Genomic DNA, 16,406 nt, shown 5'->3' on the forward strand with positions numbered 1-16,406 from the left:
CCCCGCGGCCGCCCCCCTTAAATTTGGTTTGGTTTCCCGCGGGGGGGGGCGGTTGGTTTGCGGCCCGCGGGGGGGGGGGTTTCCCCCCACCCCCCCACCCCGCTCCACCTGTTTGTTTTACGCAATTCCGGACGGAAAACCGTTTCACACTTTTCCTGGAATTGCTCCAATTCGCTGGTTCTCGGGGTGCGGCAGCCATGGCCAATGAACTCGGATACAGAACAGCAAGGGATCTCTTCCTCGCCTGTCCCGCGATCGCGCGGGATATGAAATCACCGGCCGCCGCTCAAGCCCCGCTCGAATTTTGCCGTGCGCTGCTCGCCGGGCGCGTGCCGGAGGAAGCGGTCACGTTCTGCTCCTATCTCCTGCCCGAACGCGCCGCGGTCTGGTGGGGACATGAATGCCTGAGCAATCTCGCCGAGCTCCTTACCGACAGGGATCTCGAATTGCTGGCGCTTGTCAGTGACTGGGTGGGCGAGCCCGGCAATTCCCACCGTCGGGCGGCCCTGGGCGGTGCCGTCGACCTGTCGCCGACGACGCCGGCCGCGTGGATCGCGCTGTCGGCGGCCTGGCGTGACCCGGCCTTCGACATGATATCGACCGGATTTCCTGCCGCTCATGCCGTCAACGCCGGGATCCTGGCGGGGCTAGCCCGCGTCTCGACGGCGGACCGCTTTGGCGTGCTTTCGGCCTTCGTCGAAATGGGCATCCAGATGGTAGAGATGGAAGCGCAACGACAATCGGTCGACGCGTATTAGCGGCTTACTGCCACACAATCATTTGCAGCCGCCTTGCGCCCATCTGGCGAGCGCGACCTTGAAGCGGGTGCCGAGCGGATGCTGCAGGCGCAGGACGGAGACGTCGTTGGCGGCGAAATTCTTCGCCTGGTCACATAGGCGGGTCTCGTTCCACTCATGACAGCCTTCGCAGTGCTTGCCTTGCCAGACCGACTTGTCGAGGCCTTCGACCGGACTGAAAAGCGGCTCTCCCTTGATCAATTGGGCGATGCTCTTGCCGTCGATCGCCGGGTCGCCGAACTTGACCGGTCGATCGAAAAAGATCGGCCCGTCCGTCGCCAGCTTCGGGATCTTCTCGCGCAGCAGATTGAGCGCAAGCTGGTCGTCGGTCTGGCCGGATGCCGCGCCGGTATTGCGGGTCTCGGAACCCGCTTCGGCCTGCGGCGCGCTCGCCTCGCCGACGATCAGCGGCGCGTTGAGATCGACCCTATGGAGGACGACCTCGGTGGTCAGCGAGACATTGATCCACGGACGCTGCTTGCTGGCGGTCGCCTTGAAGACGTCGCTGGTCACCCTGTTCATCGCTTCGGTGATGGAGACGTTTGATTCACCGATATGCTGGAGCAGCGCCATGGTGAAAGGCGAGTGGTCGCCCGACCCGTCATAGGCGAGTTGGTCCGGACTGGCGGCGAAAGCGACCAGCGTGCCGGCGCCGCCATTCTCGATCGGGATTTCGGCAAGACCGCTGCTTGCGCCCTTTATGCCGGCGGTCTTCGCAAGCACGTCGGCAAGCGGGTTGTCGCGGCATGCGTCCAGGAAAACGAGCCTTATGCTGGTCTCGCGCGACATCTGGCGCAGGATGAAATCGACCGAGACGGCCTCGAAATCGAGCGAGGTCTCGTCCTCGAGCGCGGCATCGACCGGAAGCAGATAATTCTTGCCCGAGACCTGCAGGCCATGGCCGGCATAGAAGAAAAGCGCGATGTCGGCGCCGCGCACCTGCTTGGCGAACTGGGCGACCGTAGCTTGCGTCTGCTGCTTGGTGAGGTCGAAGCCGGAGACCACCTCGAAGCCGAGGTTCTGCAGCCGCTCGGCCATGGCCTGCGCATCCCGCGCAGGGTTGGCGAGCGGCGCCGCATGCTGATACTGCGAGTTGCCTAGCACCAGCGCGACGCGCCGCTCGGCACTTGCGGCTGTCAACGTCAAGAGCAAGGCAAGCGCCACAAGGCCGGCGGCGCGAAACATGCCACCGCAAAGGGCGATCGGACCGGAACTCACCGCGACCTCAATTGGCGGGCTTGCTGGCGGAGAACTCGATGCGCCGGTTGAGCGCCTTGTTCTTGGGCGTGTCGTTGGCGGCGACCGGCTTGTCCTCGCCATAGCCGGCGGAGCTTATCTGGCCGCGCGGAACGCCATCGGCAACAAGCGCGTCGGCGACCGCCTGGGCGCGCCGCTCCGACAGCAATTTGTTCGTCTCCGGCGATCCGTCGGAATCGGTATAGCCCGACACCTCGACCTTGAGGGCCGGGCATTTGCCGACGACGCCTTCGACCTCAGCCAGCAGCGGACGGCTCTTCGCGTCGAGCCTTGCGCTCGCCAGACGGAAGTAGATGGCGCCGGTGCGCGAGAGCACGGCAAACCTGTTGAGGCATTCCTCGTCGCTGAAATTGGCTTTCGCGGCATCGGTAGCGACGGGACCGACCTCGGCGGTGCTGGCCGCAACGGTCTGCACGGCGGCCGGCTTGCCGCCGTCGGCGGTGAAGACGAAATCAAAGGAAACAGATGCGGTCGGCACGATGTTGGCGACATTGGCAGCCTGCTGCAATTTATCGATGTTGGGCAGCAGGCCGAAATCCTCGACATGGACGGCGACGGGCGCCTCCGAAGCGACGGAAACCTGGGTATCGCTGATCATGGTGACGACGACGCTCGCCTCGAGATCCTTGTCGACGCCATGCAGGTTGAGGCGGAACGGCAATGTCGTCTTCACCCGGCGCTTTGCCGGCAGATCGGCGAACGCCGCCGGGTCCACCTTCGCTGTCAGCTCGGCCGTCGGATAGGTGAATGTCTCGAAAAACAGGAAGCGCATGCGAACATTGCGCAGGTCGACGCCCGTATCGACGGAATTGAGGTCGAAACTGATCTTGGCGTCACCGGCCGAACTCAGCGTGCCGATGATGTTCCTGATCTTGTTGGTCTCGACGATCGTGTTCTTCTTGACCGACTGGTAGGTGAGCACCGAAGCGGACGGATCGAGCGTCCAGTTCGGCGCGGCGCTCGCGGTCTGCGGTCCGAAGACCAGCAAGCCCAGCAACGCTGCAATTATCAAGCCAAAGGCCGCGGCCTTGGCTCGCACTTTTCGCCAGAATGCGACGACTTCGAACATGGAACGCCCCCGCCAGGACAACCCGATCTCGATACCGGCATGTGGCGGGAGCATAGAGCAGTTGAACCGGATTGGCGAGCGGTTCTAGTGAGCTGCGAAACCGTTATCAAAATCGCATCACCACCCGCCACCGCCACCGCCACCGTTGCCGCCACCACCTATTGGCGCAATGACGGGCACGGTTTCGTTCTTGACCGGTTTGATCAGCTTCTTGGCAGTCACTTTCTTCTGCTTCACCACCTTCGGTGTCGTCGTCACGCGAACGTGCTTGGTGGGATATTTGGTTGTCGGCGCCGGCTCGAACCTGGGGATCACAGTCGTACACCCAGCAACCGCAAAGGATAGCAATATTGCGATGACCGCCTGCTTCAATGCCGTGCCCACTATTGCCTCCTTATTGATCAGAACAGGTCCCGACGCGGATTGGCTTGCTCCCAGACGGCTCTGGCCGTCCGGATCAGTTGATCGTCGACCGAGCCGCCCGCGGGGATTTTCGATTTGAGTTCCGAGCGCAGTTGCTTCAAGGCAGCCGACTTCGGCTTCGCGCCGAACTGCGCCAGGGTTGTACGCGCGCTCGGTAGCTCGTTGCGAAGATCGAGCCCTGCCGCGAACGCCAGATAGCGGACGGCGACGGCCTGGTCGGATTTGTCGCCTTTCTGCATCTCGAGAGCCGCCCGGTCATACGCGCCGGAATAGTCTCCGCGGGCGCTCGCAAGCTCGAAAAGCCGTTGCGCTTCGTCGAGGTTCTGCGTCACGCCAACCCCGTCCCGATACATGCGGCCAAGGCTGCCGGGCGCATAAGGCTGGCCAAGGTCCATCGCCTTCTGGAAAAGCGTCTGCGCCTGCTTCGTATCCTTCTCGACGCCACGTCCGCTGAGATAGTTGCGTCCGAGAATATTCATCGAATACATATCCTGGCGCTCGACGCCCGCCTTGAGGAAGGCAACGGCGCGGACCGGGTCGGCGGGCACGCCATTGCGGCCTTCGGTGAAGATCGCGGCGAGATCGTTCATGGCATAGGTATGCCCCATGGCCGCCGCCTTGAGCAGCAGGTCCAGGCCCTTGCCGGCATCGCGCTGGACGCCGAGACCATTGAACAGGGCCCGTCCCCAGGCGGTCATTCCATAGGGATCCCCTTTGTCCGACGCCTTCGCATAGAAACTGTTGGCCTTGCTTGGGTCCACGGCCGTTCCTATGCCGGACGAAGCGATATAGCCGAGCTCGAACACGGCGCGGACATGTCCCCGGTCGGCAGCCTCCTGGATCGCCTTCTTGGCCTCGTCGACCTTGCCGGCGGCAAGCAGCGCCCGTCCGAGCTCGTAGCGGAAGCGGGCGACATCGGGATAGGCCTTCACCGCCGCCCGGCAGACATCCACGGCGTTGCTGCTGATTTCGTTCGGCAGCAGACCGGGAACAACGCCCTGCAGGTCGAGGGGCTCGCCAGCTTCCCTGTCGCAGGGCTCGACGCTCGGCGACAGCTTCATCGTCGCCGGCTTTGACGGCGTGTTGTCAGCTCGGATTTCGAAGCCGACTATCAATGGTTTGACGGCGCCTATCTGAGGTTCGTAGCGCAGTTGGTCGACTTCGCCGGCCATCAGGCTCGATTCCGGCGACAAGGTCCGATCCGGCAAGGACAGCGTCCCGGTTGCAGGATAGCTCGCAAGCTTCAGGCTGACACCCGGATCCTTCGTCGGAAAATCCAGCTTCAGCGGAACCGGGCCGACGCCGACCGGAATGTTGACGTCGCGGTTCTCGATCGCCTCGGCGGCGCCGGAGATGTGGATGCCGCGCTCCAGCACCTGCTGCTTCTGCTCGGACTCAAGCGAGGCCACGAGCTGCTTGCCCGCGGCACCGTCGCCATTCTTGACCCTGAACACCAGGATGCCCTGCGATCCGCCGCCCCACTCGTCATGCGTGGCATAGGCCAGCATATCGACCTGATCCTCAGCGTCAGCGCCCTTGGGCACATCCATCTGAAGCCGCGGCAGGTCCTTGCCCTCTATCGGCTCGCCGGTTGTGACCGGCTTGCCGTCGAGGATCAGACGCCCCAGCGCCGGCTGCCTTTCGATGCTGATGGTGACCGCGCCGCCGTCGACATCGACCGGCACCGGCAGGTCGAGCGCGACCGGTCCGACACCCGACGGCACGGTCTTTTCCAGCACCGGCGGCAAAGCCGGCCGGTTGGCGCGGCGCATCAGCACCACCTCATCGATCAGCGAGGAATTCTCCCACGGAACCTGGGCGCCTTTGGTGGCTTCGACCACGTCGCGGCGGACGGCCGCCATGACCGAGCGTATCTCCTGGTTCGGCGCCAGCGCGCGACGGGAGAAGGCGGATGAAAACGGACTAAGATCGCCAGACCCGTCATAGGCGACCGCGCCGGGCTCGGTAGCGAAGGCGATCAGCGTGTTCAGCGAACTTTTCACCTGTGCAAGGCCGGTGCCGCCGGCCGCAATCAACTGGTCGCGCAGCCAGTAGTCCTTGCGCGGGAACGGGTTGTTGCGGCAGGCGTCGAGGATGATCACCTGGATCTTCGATTTGGCGCGCAACTGCTGCAGGACGTCGTCGAGCTTGACCGCCTGGACCTCGATATCAGCCGCATCCTTGAGCGACGCATCGACCGGGATCAGGAAATTCTCGCCGCCGATCTGGAAGCCGTGGCCGGAGTAATAGACGACCGCAAGATCGGCGCCGTCCGCCGCCGCGAGATAATTGCGGAACTCCTTCTCGAACTGGAGTTTGGTGAGGTCCTTGGCGACGAACACATCGAAGCCGGCCAGCCGAAACGTGTTCGACACATCCTCGGCATCCTTGTCCGGATTCTTCAGCGCCGGGATTTCGCGGTATTCGGAATTGCCGATGACAAGCGCAACCCTTCGATCGGCATGCGCCTGCACTGTCGTGAGGCCCACGAGGATCAAGGCTGCAATCAGCGCGCAGCATCGCAGCATGGCAAAATCCCTAACTGCTATCACCTGTCGGCCACAGGAACGCAGCTTGCGGCACCGTGGTCTGTTAAAGACTTCACAATCCGCCAAGGTGGCAATGCAAGGAATCGCGCCGGCAAGGCGGATCGCTTATCCAATCAATTGCTAAAATAGCTCAGAGCCCTGGATGCCGCAATGACCCGAGTGCGTGCGTCGCCGCCTGTCGACGCTGGATTGCCATCGGCGAACCACGCCGACCGTGACCGGTATCGGCCGATCTCACCCGGCCATTGCCTCCGCGCCGCACTCCGCGTTTATTAAGGCGCCGCAGCAGTTGAGAACCGATGCTGATAGAGACAAAGCTCCAGCCGCCTTATTTGCCATCGCGTCGATCCCGACATAGCCGGCAACGCGGAATCGCTGATCGACTCCAGCCCGGTGACGCCGGTCGATTCCATCCTCACCGCCATCATCAACCAACTGTCGCGACGCGCCGCGCCGATCTACCTCGTTCTCGACGACGCGCATCTGATCGTCTCCAGCGAGATTGCAGCCTGCGTCAACATGCTGGTCGCCTATGCCCCGCCGGCCTTGCGCATCGTGCTCGCAACCCGTGGCGAGCTGCCGCTCGAGCTCGCCCATATGAAGATGAAAGGACATGTCGTCAGCCTCGGCGACAGCGACCTGCGCTTTTCGCTCGAGGAGACCGAGGACTACCTTGCCAATGTCTGCGGCCTCGACCTCGCCGTCTCGGCCGTGGTGGCGCTTCACCACAAGACCGAAGGCTGGCCGGCCGGCCTGCAGCTTGCCGCATTGGCGTTGGCGCATGAAGGATCGAGGGAAGCCTTCATCGCCGAATTTTCCGGCAGCCAGCGCGACGTGGCGATGTTCCTCACCCACGACGTGCTTGCCCGGCAGGCGCCTGAGATCCAGGATTTCCTGCTCAGGACCTCGATCCTCGACCGCTTCTGCCTGGGTCTCGTCGAAGCGGTTTGTCCGGGACGGGATTGCGCCGCGGCGCTGGCGACCATCGAGCACTCGAACCTCTTCCTGATTGCCCTCGATTCCTCCGGCCAATGGTTCCGCTATCACCACCTGTTCGCCGAATTCCTGCGCAACCGGCTGGATGCCTGGGCGCCGGAAGCACGCAAGGACCTGCATCGCTCAGCCGCCGCATGGCTGGCGGCCCGAGGCCATATCTCCGACGCGGTCGACCACGCGCTCGCCAGCGGCGATGCCGACCATGCCGCGCGCCTGGTCGAGGAATGCGCCATGCCGCTCACCATGCAGGGCCACATCCCCAAGCTGACGGAGTGGCTGAACCAGCTTCCCGCAGACCTCATCGCCGCCCGGCCCCGCCTGCTCCTGGCGCGTGTGTGGGCGCAGTTCCACATGAGCCGGCCGCGCCAGGCCGTTCGCATCCTCAAGCAGGCCAAGACCCTTATCGGGGAGCTTTCCGAGCGCGGCGAGATCGATCGCGCGACTACACGCTCGCTCAAGGCCGAGCTGCGGACGCTGACTGCCGGCGTCATCAGCGCCACCGACCGCTCCCGTACCGCGACCCGTGTCGCCTCGCGCTGGCTGGCGGATTTTCCCGAAGACGAGCCTTTCGCGCGCGGCACGCTCGCCAACATCTGCGCCTTCAGCCACTATTCGCTTGGCGAGCTGGATGCCGCACGCCTGCGCAGCCTCGCAGCGCGCGACCATCATGCCGCGGCCAATTCCGTCTTCGGCATCGTCTATTGCGACCTGCTGCTGGGGCTGGTCGAGATTTCCGCCGGTAACCTCACCGAGGCCCACCAATTGCTCGACCGCGCCTGCCGGCTCGCCCGCGAGCGCCTGGGGTCCGGCTCCTACGCGGAGGCGATGACGGCGATCTTCCATGTCGAGCTCGCCTATGAATGGAACGACCTGCAAGGCGCCGAGCGCATCCTGCACCAGCATCGGCAGATCATAGAGGAATGTGGGCTGGTCGTGCACGAGATGGCCTGCAAGCTGCACCTGGCGCGGCTCTCCGCCGCGCATGGCCGGCACGACGAGGCCATCGTCTTCCTCGAACGCGCCGAACGGCTGGGCATCGAGAAGCGCTATCGCCGGCTGACAGCCGCCGCGCTGAACGAGCGGGTGCGGCTGCTTTTGTCGCGCGGCGACGTCCGCGCCGCCCGACTGGCGCTGCGCTCGCGCGGCATCGAGCCTTCGGCCGAAAGCCGGCCCGCCCCGATCCATCCGCTCGACGAATATGCCCATATCGGCGCTGCGCGCGTGCTGATCGCCGAGGGCCACCCGGCGAAGGCCATAGCCGTGCTCGACCGTATCGCCGAACGCATGCGCCGTGACGGCCGCCTGCGCGGCTTCATGCAGGTCCGCGCGCTTGTCGCGATCGCCGCGCACAGCGCGGGCGAAACGCTGCTGGCCCTGGCGGCGGCAGTCGATGTCGTCACCCTGGCGCTACCGCAGAACGCCATGCGCTCCCTGATCGACGAGGGCCTTCCGATGCGCGAGGTGCTCGAATTCGCCCGGTCGCGAATTCCGGCGTGGTCACGCAATTCCGGCACCGCCACCTTTGTCGACACGCTTCTGCGCGAGCTGGGCAAGACCGCGCCCGAACGCGCGCGCCCGATGGCGACCGCGGGGAGGAAGCAAATGCTGAGCAGCAAGGAAACCGATGTCGCCACCCTGCTTCTGCGTGCCTACACCAACCGCCAACTGGCGGAGACGCTGTCCATGGCGCCCGATACGGTGAAATGGCATCTGAAGAACATCTTCGGCAAGCTCGGCGTCTCAAGCCGGACAGAAGCGGTCCTCAAGCTGAGGAAATCGGGCTCGACGCCGCCACCGAGCGGCAATTGGCGGGCTGAGCAATTCCAGGAAACTGTGTAGCGCCTTCGGCGCAGCCTTCCGTCCGCAATTGCGCCGCAACAAACAGCCACCCGAATGGGTGGGCTCAAAAGAACCACCCATTACCCGAAGGTGTCGGGACAGCGCTAATATAGCGGGCCATCATCCGGCCGAAATACGCAGGGTGGGAGCCGCATGGCGACTGGTTTCGTTTTCCACGAACTTTATCTTTGGCACAACACCTGGAACTGGAACCAGGTCTTCCCGCCGAGCCTGACGGTTCAGCCCGGCACCCATGCCGAAAATCCCGAGACCAAGCGTCGCCTGCGCAATCTGCTGGAAGTGAGCGGCATCCTCGACCATCTGGTCACCATCAAGCCGCGACGCGCCACCGTCGAGGAACTGTCGCGGGTCCATACGCCGCAGCATATCGCCAAGATCAGGGAGATCAGCGACCGTGGCTATGGCGACGCCAGCTCGCTGACGCCGCTCGGTGCCGGCAGCTATGAAATCGCCCTCCTGGCAGCCGGCGGCGCCATCAAGGCCATGGAAGCCGTCATCACGGGACAAGTGGACAACGCCTATGCGCTGATCCGCCCGCCGGGCCATCACGCCACCGCCGATGTCGGCATGGGCTTCTGCCTGTTCTCGAATGCCGCGATCGCCATCCGGCATGCGCAGAAATTGCATGGCCTCACCCGCATCGCGACCGTCGACTGGGACGTCCATCACGGCAACGGCACGCAGTCGATCTTCTACGACGACCCGAGCGTGCTTTCGATCTCGCTGCACCAGGACAATCTGTTCCCGGCCAATTCCGGCGCAATCGCCGAAAATGGCGACGGCAAGGGCAAGGGCTTCAACATCAACGTCCCGCTGCCCCCGGGGTCAGGCCCCGGCGCCTACGCCGCAGCTTTCGAGCGCGTGGTGATCCCGGCGCTGATGCGCTTCAAGCCGGAGCTGATCGTGGTGCCCTCGGGCTTCGACGCTTCCGGCGTCGATCCGATGGGACGCATGCTGATGAATTCCAGCGGTTACCGCAGGCTGGCGCGCATGCTGCTCGACGCGGCGCGGGCGCTGTGCGGCGGCCGCCTGGTGATGACGCATGAGGGCGGCTACTCCGAAATGTACGTGCCCTATTGCGGCCTGGCCGTGATGGAGGAGCTTTGCGGGCACCGCACGGGTGTCGAGGATCCGTGGGACCAGTTGATGGGACGATGGGGTGGAATGTCGGCGCAGCCGCATCAGACGGCGATCATCGACCAGGCGGCCGAACTGGTCAAAAACATAAACTGATAAAAGCTTACAAGGGGAATCGAGATGAAGCGCAGTTCGAAACTAACCACGCCGAATGTGATTGCCGGCTCGCGCCGCAACTTCCTGATCAAGGGAGGCCTCGCCACCGCCGCGACGCTGACCGGCATGCCGGCCATGCTGTTTTCGATGAACAACGAGGCGCGCGCCGAAGGCGATCCGATCCCGGTCGGCCAGTGCGGCCCGACCACCGACTTCGCCGCGCCCGACGGCATCGAGTTCAAGAACGGCCTTACGCTCGCCTGCGAGGAGATCAACGCGCTGGGCGGCATCCTCGGCCGGCCGCTGGAGCCATCCTTCGAAGACACCGCGCAGATGGGCGACGCCACCAATGTGCAGGCGGCCCAGCGCCTCGTCGACCGGCACGGCGTGCATGCCATCCTCAACGGCTACAACATCGGCTCGGGCGCCGCGATCCAGGAGGTCGCTGCCGACAACGGCATCGTCTACGTCCACTACGACACCACGATCGGCCACAACAACCTAGTGAAGTCCAACCCGGACCGCTACTGGGGCTCCTTCCAGGGCGACCTCGCCGAATACTGGTACGGCCCAGGCTTCCTGAAGTTCCTCCAGGGGCTTGAGGAAAACGGCGAATGGAAGCGCAAGAACAACAAGATGGCGGTGATCCTCTCGGCCGGCGTCTATGCCTCCAACATCGCCAACGCCGTCAAGGAGCAGGCCAAGAGCTATGGCTGGGACATCAGCCTGTTCGAGACCGTCAGCGTGCCCGCTTCCGAATGGGGACCGACGCTGGCCAAGATCCGCCAGGATCCACCGGCGGTGATCTGCATCACCCACTTCCTGCCCGCCGATCTCGGGCAGTTCGCGCTGCAGTTCGCCTCGAATCCGACGCCGAGCCTGGTCTACATGCAATACGGCCCGTCGATCCCGGCCTTCCGCGACATCGCCAAGCAGGCGGCCAACGGCATCATCTACGCGACCGTCGTCGGCGCGCTACAGGACGAGATCGGCACCGCTTTCGAAAAACGCTACAAGGCGAAGTTCGGCCCGAACGCCGGCCACAATTCCGGCGTGCAGCCCTATGACGGCGCCTATGTCTGGGCGACCGCCGCGGCACTTGCCGGCGGCACGGGCGAACCCGGCAACAATGAGCAGAACCGGAAGGTTGCGGCCCGGATGAGCGCAATGATATGGCGCGGCGTCGCCGGCACGACCCGTTTCATGCCGCTTGAGAACGCCGCCTATACCTATCCGACCCAGGTCACCGACTCGTCGCTCGGCATGCCACATCAGTTCCTGCAGATTCAGGACTACGCCAAGGGTCCCGGCCTGATCGCGCCGGCGCCGTACAGCACGGCCAAGTTCATGATGCCGCCATGGATCAAGGCATAGCCGGATGACGGGAGACGCCGCCGCGACGCCATTGCTGTCGTGCAGGCATGTCGGCAAGTCCTTCGGTGCGCTCGTTGCGGTCCGCGATTTGTCCTTCGATGTCGGGGCTGGAGAAATCCTCGGCATCGGCGGACCGAACGGGGCCGGCAAGACGACGCTGTTCGAGGTGATATCGGGACTGAACCCGGCCACCACTGGCTCCATCGCGCTCGACGGCCAGGACATCACCGGGCATGCACCCGAGCAGATCTGCCATGCCGGCGTTGCCCGCACCTTCCAGCTCAACGCCGGCTTCGACAGCATGACCGCGCGCGAGAACGTGCTGGTCGGCGCCTATTTCGGCCGAAGCAACCGGGCCCTGCCGACGCTGCGCGCCGGCCGCGCGGCGCATGAGGCCGCCGATGCCGCGCTTGAAATGCTCGGCATCGCCGACCGCGCCGACAGGATCACCGGCAAGCTGCCGGTGCTTGACCGCAAGCTGCTGATGATGGCGAGCGCCCTGGCGACGAAGCCGAAACTGCTGCTTATGGACGAACCCGTCGGCGGGCTCACGGCGCGCGAGGTCGACCGCGTCATGGATGCCGTGCGCGCCATCACGGCGGCGGGCGTCACCATTGTCCTGATCGAGCACGTGATGCGCTTCCTGGTGCGCCTCTCCGACCGCATCATGATCATGCATCACGGCGAAAAGATCTTCGAGGGCTTGCCGACAAAGCTTCTCGACGATCGCACCGTCGTCGACGTCTATCTCGGTCAGGGCGCCTCCGAGCGGCTACGCTCCTTCATGGAGGGCGCTCATGGCTGAGGCGGCGCTCGAGATCGTCAACGCCAGCGCCGGCTATGCCGGCCGCATCGTGCTCGACGCTATCAAATTGTGGGCACGGAAGGGTGAACTCACCGCAATTGTCGGCCCCAACGGCCATGGCAAGAGCACCCTGCTCAAGGCGATTTCCGGACTTGTCCCGGTGACGTCGGGCGAGATCCGCCTCGACGGCCTGCGCATCGACAGGCTGCGTCCCGACCAGATCGTCGGACGCGGCGTCATCCAGGTTCCGCAGGGCGATCTGCTGTTTCCGGCGATGACCGTCCACGAGAACCTTCTGATGGGCGCCTATGCCAACAGCGGCGGGTTTGCCGAACGGCTCGACTTCGTCTTCACGCTGCTGCCGAAGCTGAAGGAGCGCCGCAACCAGACCGCCGGCACACTTTCAGGCGGCGAGCGCCGTATGTGCGGCATCGGCCGCGGCCTGATGGCGTGCGGCGAGGTGCTGATGCTTGACGAGCCCTCGCTGGGCTTAGCCCCGATCGTCATCGAGCAGATCTACGAGGTCATCTTCAACCTGAGGCGGGAGGGCCGCACCATCCTTCTCGTCGAGGAGAACGCCGAGCGGATCGCCGAGCATGCTGACATGATCCACCTGCTCGACAACGGCCGCATCGCCTGGTCTGGCCTGGGCGCCGAATTGATGGCGCGCCCTGAAATCGTCGAAACCTATCTCGGAGTGTGAGCGATGGACGTCCTGATCCAGATCGTCGCTTCCGGCCTGACGCTGGGCGCCATGTACGCGGTCGCCACCATCGGCCTGTCGCTGGTCTACGGCTCGCTCAACATGCTCAACATGGCGCATGGCGCCATGCTAACGCTTGGCGGCTATATCTGCTACGCGGCCATCGTCCATGCCGGCCTGCATCCGGCGCTGGCGCTTCTTGCCGCGGCGCTCGTCTGTGCGCTGGTCGGGCTGCTGATCTATTTCAGCGCGGCGCTGCCGTTGCTGCGGGCGGAGAATTTCGAGACCAACATCTTTATCGCCACGATAGGCATCGGCAGCGTCATCGAGAACCTGATGCTGAAGGGCTTTGGACCTTATCCGATCCCGCAACCGCTCGCGGTCGACGGCCAGGTCGTCATCGGCAATGTGCACATACCGTTGCAGAATGTCTTCATCCTCGGCGTCGCCATTGTGCTGATGGCGGCGGTCGCCATCCTCCTGCAACGCACCAGCACCGGCCGCGCCATCCGCGCCACTTCGATGAATCGCGAGGCGGCGCAACTCATGGGCGTCAGGGTCGGCCGGGTCTATGCGCAGGTGCTGGCGCTCTCCGGCGCGCTCGCCGCCGTTTCCGGCGTCATGATCAGCTCGATCGCCACGCTGACGCCGGTGATGGGCGGCGACCCGATGTTGAAAGCCTTTGTCGTCTGCGTGGTCGCGGGGCTCGGCAACGTCTACGGCGCCGTGATCGCGGCGATCGCGCTCGGCCTGCTCGAAGCCGCCACCCAATATGTGCTGGGCGTGCGCTGGAGCTTCGCCACTTTGCTGCTTCTCGTCATCCTAGTGCTCATCTGGCGGCCCTACGGCCTGTTCGGCAAACAGCAGGTGGTCCGCCTATGACATCGATCCGTCGCGACATACTGATCGGCCTTGTCTGCCTGACTATCGCCGCCGCGCTGCCGATCGTCATGCCCGGGCGCTACGTCATCACCCAGTCGACGCTGTTCTTCATCTGGGCGATCGTCGTGGTTCAGTGGAATCTCGTGCTCGGCATAGGCGGCATCTTCTCGCTGGCGCAGATGGCGCTGTTCGCCACCGGTGCTTACGCCACCGCGATGCTGGGTTTTTACTGGAAGGTGCCTATGCTTGCCGCCATCCCGATAGGCGGCGTGGCCGCCGTTGCGGTAGGCATGCTGATCGGCCTCGCCTGCCTGCGCCTGCGCGGCCCTTACGTAGCCCTGCTGACGCTGGCGATCGCGCAGGTCATGTATGTGCTCATCGTCAACGACACCGATTGCTTCACCACCACCGGCGGCTGCATGCCGCTGTTCGGCGGCGTACGCGGCATCGGCCAGTTCGGCGATGTCGGCCTGCGCGCGCTGTTCCCGTCGAAATGGTACATAGCCCACTATTATGTCGGCCTCGCCCTCCTGGCGGTCGCGGTGACAATCTCGATCGTTGTCATCCGAGGACCGCTCGGCCTTGCCTTCCGGGCGCTGCGCGACAATCACGGCTACGCCATGTCCCGCGGCATCAGCCGTTTCAAATACCAGCTTTGGATCTTCGCCGTCTCCGCCTTCTTCACCGGGATCGCCGGCGGCTTCTATGCCGTCCATTTCCGCGTCGTCGGCCCAACGGTCTTTTCCTTCTCGACGCTGCTGTTCCTGATCGCCATGATCGTCATCGGCGGCCTCGGCTCGATATGGGGTCCCCTGCTCGGCGCCGCCGTGCTGATGCTGGCCGACGAAGGGATGCGGGAATTGTCCGACTACCGCAATGTCGGCCTTGGGCTGCTGCTTGCGGTCTTCGTCATTGCCTGGCCGAACGGGCTGAATGGCTGGCTGCAACGAAGCAGAACCAGCCGCAATTGACGACAGCCCGCATCACCACCATTGGCATCTGCGAGGGCACACAGATGGCCCCGGCGAGGATGCCCGGATTTTCAGCCGGGCATCCTCGGACACGATCACCGCCCGGGCGGAATTTATTTCTCCGCGTAGGTCGGCTTGCCGTCGGCGCCCTTCTTCCATTCGTAGATGACATAGTCGGGACGCGTGATGTCGCCCTTCTGGTCATAGCCGATGTCGCCGATAGCCGTCTTCCACGGGCCGCTTGCCTTGATGGTCGCGGCGACCTTCTGCGCATCATCGGCCGAGCCGGTCTTGTCGATCGCCGCGGCGACGATCTGGACCGCAGCGTAGGAGTAGAGCGTGTAGGCCTCCGGCTCGAAACCCGAGGCCCGGAACTTTTCGACGATGTCCTTGGCGGCGGGATTTTTCCGTGGGTCCGGCGAGAAGGTGTTCAAGGTGCCGATAACTGAATCGCCCGCGATCGAGGCCAGCTCGTTCGAGACCATTCCGTCACCCGAGAACAGCGTCGCCTTCAGACCCTGATCTGCCGACTGGCGCATGATCAGACCCGCCTCTGTGTGGAGACCGCCGAAATAGATCAGCGTGACGCCGGCCGCTTTCATCTTGGCGATGAGCGCGGAGAAGTCCTTGTCGCCGACATTGATGCCTTCATACATCACCTCGGTCAGGCCGTCGGCGTTCAGGTCCTTCTTCGCGACATCGACGAGGCCCTGGCCGTAGGGTGTCTTGTCGTGGACGATGGCGATCTTGGCGTCCTTGAAGTTCGCGGCGATATAGTCTCCCGCCACCTTGCCCTGCTGGTCATCGCGGCCACAGGTGCGGAACGTGTTCCAAAGGCCGCGCTCGGTATATTGCGGATTGGTCGATGCCGGCGAGATCTCGAGCACGCCGTTTTCGGCATAGACTTCCGAGGCCGGGATCGACACGCCCGAGTTGAAGTGACCGACCACATACTTCACGCCGTCAGCGACGAATTTGTTGGCGACCGAAATGCCTTGCTTCGGATCGGAGACATCGTCGCCTATCTCGATCTTGATCTTCTGGCCGAGCACACCGCCGGCCGCGTTGATGTCCGCCGCAGCCTGTTCGGCGCCTTTTTGGAACTGCGCGCCAAACGCCGCGTTCGGGCCGGTTATCGGCCCGGCGACGCCGACGACGATGTCCGCCCAGGCATTGCCCGCGAAGGCGGCAAGCGCGGCCCCCGCGACCGCCGACAAGAGATATTTCTTCATATGGAGCTCCCATTTTCGTGGCGGGCACTGGTTGAAGCTTCGATGCGATGCCCACGTCCGACGCATCGAGCAGACGCTTGAGCGGACCGGCCTGCCGTTGAATCAGGTCATGGCCGATGCCGGCGGGTCAGGGCATGAGGCCGAGACCGGCCCCCGTCACAAGAAACGTCTCGCCTTCGATCCGCATCCAACCTGCCCCCGTGCGGCTGTGCTGTCGGGGCATATTGGCTGCAAGCGAAGTGGCATACGATGACC

At 64.2% G+C, this 16,406-nt stretch carries 13 protein-coding genes; 8 read left to right on the forward strand and 5 right to left on the reverse strand.

Features of this window, described 5'->3' with window-relative positions:
• The first annotated feature begins 266 nt into the window (after window positions 1-266).
• On the forward strand, window positions 267-758 hold the full coding sequence (locus AC0L2L_RS23690; protein WP_473581604.1) for a DUF6931 family protein: 492 nt from the start codon (window positions 267-269) through the stop codon (window positions 756-758).
• An 18-nt stretch (window positions 759-776) separates the two neighbouring features.
• Here AC0L2L_RS23690 and AC0L2L_RS23695 read toward each other — a convergent pair whose 3' ends face one another.
• The 4 genes from AC0L2L_RS23695 to AC0L2L_RS23710 all read right to left on the reverse strand — a co-directional run bounded on the left by AC0L2L_RS23695 (window position 777) and on the right by AC0L2L_RS23710 (window position 6,074).
• Window positions 777-2,015 carry a caspase family protein gene (locus AC0L2L_RS23695; protein ID WP_473581606.1) on the reverse strand — a complete coding sequence of 413 codons (1,239 nt, stop codon included), beginning with the start codon at window positions 2,013-2,015 and terminating at the stop codon, window positions 777-779.
• Between the two features lie 7 nt (window positions 2,016-2,022).
• Window positions 2,023-3,123 carry an OmpA family protein gene (locus AC0L2L_RS23700; RefSeq protein WP_473581608.1) on the reverse strand — a complete coding sequence of 367 codons (1,101 nt, stop codon included), beginning with the start codon at window positions 3,121-3,123 and terminating at the stop codon, window positions 2,023-2,025.
• Between the two features lie 117 nt (window positions 3,124-3,240).
• Window positions 3,241-3,507: a hypothetical protein gene (locus AC0L2L_RS23705; protein ID WP_473581610.1), complete on the reverse strand. Its 267-nt coding sequence runs from the start codon at window positions 3,505-3,507 to the stop codon at window positions 3,241-3,243.
• Between the two features lie 17 nt (window positions 3,508-3,524).
• Window positions 3,525-6,074 carry a caspase family protein gene (locus AC0L2L_RS23710; protein WP_473581612.1) on the reverse strand — a complete coding sequence of 850 codons (2,550 nt, stop codon included), beginning with the start codon at window positions 6,072-6,074 and terminating at the stop codon, window positions 3,525-3,527.
• 414 nt (window positions 6,075-6,488) lie between these two features.
• Between AC0L2L_RS23710 and AC0L2L_RS23715 the strand changes: the two genes are divergently transcribed.
• The 7 genes from AC0L2L_RS23715 to AC0L2L_RS23745 all read left to right on the forward strand — a co-directional run bounded on the left by AC0L2L_RS23715 (window position 6,489) and on the right by AC0L2L_RS23745 (window position 14,919).
• Entirely contained in the window at window positions 6,489-8,930 is a 2,442-nt protein-coding gene (locus tag AC0L2L_RS23715; RefSeq protein ID WP_473581614.1) for a winged helix-turn-helix domain-containing protein, read from the forward strand.
• A gap of 153 nt (window positions 8,931-9,083) precedes the next feature.
• Entirely contained in the window at window positions 9,084-10,184 is a 1,101-nt protein-coding gene (locus AC0L2L_RS23720) for a class II histone deacetylase (protein WP_473581616.1), read from the forward strand.
• Window positions 10,185-10,208: 24 nt separating this feature from the next.
• On the forward strand, window positions 10,209-11,558 hold the full coding sequence (locus tag AC0L2L_RS23725; RefSeq protein ID WP_473581618.1) for an ABC transporter substrate-binding protein: 1,350 nt from the start codon (window positions 10,209-10,211) through the stop codon (window positions 11,556-11,558).
• A 4-nt stretch (window positions 11,559-11,562) separates the two neighbouring features.
• Window positions 11,563-12,363 carry an ABC transporter ATP-binding protein gene (locus AC0L2L_RS23730; protein WP_473581619.1) on the forward strand — a complete coding sequence of 267 codons (801 nt, stop codon included), beginning with the start codon at window positions 11,563-11,565 and terminating at the stop codon, window positions 12,361-12,363.
• A complete protein-coding gene (locus AC0L2L_RS23735; RefSeq protein ID WP_473581621.1) occupies window positions 12,356-13,066 on the forward strand; it encodes an ABC transporter ATP-binding protein in 711 nt (236 codons plus the stop codon). Before AC0L2L_RS23730 ends, AC0L2L_RS23735 begins: the two co-directional genes overlap by 8 nt.
• A 3-nt stretch (window positions 13,067-13,069) precedes the next feature.
• The gene (locus AC0L2L_RS23740) at window positions 13,070-13,948 is read left to right on the forward strand and encodes a branched-chain amino acid ABC transporter permease (protein ID WP_473581623.1); all 879 of its coding nucleotides are present in this window, start codon (window positions 13,070-13,072) and stop codon (window positions 13,946-13,948) included.
• Window positions 13,945-14,919, forward strand: coding sequence for a branched-chain amino acid ABC transporter permease (locus AC0L2L_RS23745; RefSeq protein ID WP_473581625.1), 975 nt, complete (start codon window positions 13,945-13,947; stop codon window positions 14,917-14,919). The genes AC0L2L_RS23740 and AC0L2L_RS23745 overlap by 4 nt, the downstream gene beginning before the upstream one ends.
• A gap of 113 nt (window positions 14,920-15,032) precedes the next feature.
• Here the strand turns inward: AC0L2L_RS23745 and AC0L2L_RS23750 are convergent, their stop codons facing one another.
• Window positions 15,033-16,151 (reverse strand): branched-chain amino acid ABC transporter substrate-binding protein, encoded by a 1,119-nt coding sequence (locus AC0L2L_RS23750; protein WP_473581626.1) that lies wholly within the window; start codon window positions 16,149-16,151, stop codon window positions 15,033-15,035.
• Window positions 16,152-16,406 lie beyond the last annotated feature (255 nt).

This window comes from Mesorhizobium sp. WSM4832 (assembly GCF_055811115.1).

Excerpts from the sequence above, each read along its gene's own strand:
- AC0L2L_RS23725 (WP_473581618.1), top strand. The coding sequence starts at position 10,209 with ATGAAGCGCAGTTCGAAACTAACCACGCCGAATGTGATTGCCGGCTCG.
- AC0L2L_RS23735 (WP_473581621.1), top strand. The coding sequence starts at position 12,356 with ATGGCTGAGGCGGCGCTCGAGATCGTCAACGCCAGCGCCGGCTATGCC.
- AC0L2L_RS23745 (WP_473581625.1), top strand. The coding sequence starts at position 13,945 with ATGACATCGATCCGTCGCGACATACTGATCGGCCTTGTCTGCCTGACT.
- AC0L2L_RS23690 (WP_473581604.1), top strand. The coding sequence starts at position 267 with ATGAAATCACCGGCCGCCGCTCAAGCCCCGCTCGAATTTTGCCGTGCG.
- AC0L2L_RS23740 (WP_473581623.1), top strand. The coding sequence starts at position 13,070 with ATGGACGTCCTGATCCAGATCGTCGCTTCCGGCCTGACGCTGGGCGCC.
- AC0L2L_RS23750 (WP_473581626.1), bottom strand. The coding sequence starts at position 16,151 with ATGAAGAAATATCTCTTGTCGGCGGTCGCGGGGGCCGCGCTTGCCGCC.
- AC0L2L_RS23710 (WP_473581612.1), bottom strand. The coding sequence starts at position 6,074 with ATGCTGCGATGCTGCGCGCTGATTGCAGCCTTGATCCTCGTGGGCCTC.
- AC0L2L_RS23700 (WP_473581608.1), bottom strand. The coding sequence starts at position 3,123 with ATGTTCGAAGTCGTCGCATTCTGGCGAAAAGTGCGAGCCAAGGCCGCG.
- AC0L2L_RS23730 (WP_473581619.1), top strand. The coding sequence starts at position 11,563 with ATGACGGGAGACGCCGCCGCGACGCCATTGCTGTCGTGCAGGCATGTC.
- AC0L2L_RS23720 (WP_473581616.1), top strand. The coding sequence starts at position 9,084 with ATGGCGACTGGTTTCGTTTTCCACGAACTTTATCTTTGGCACAACACC.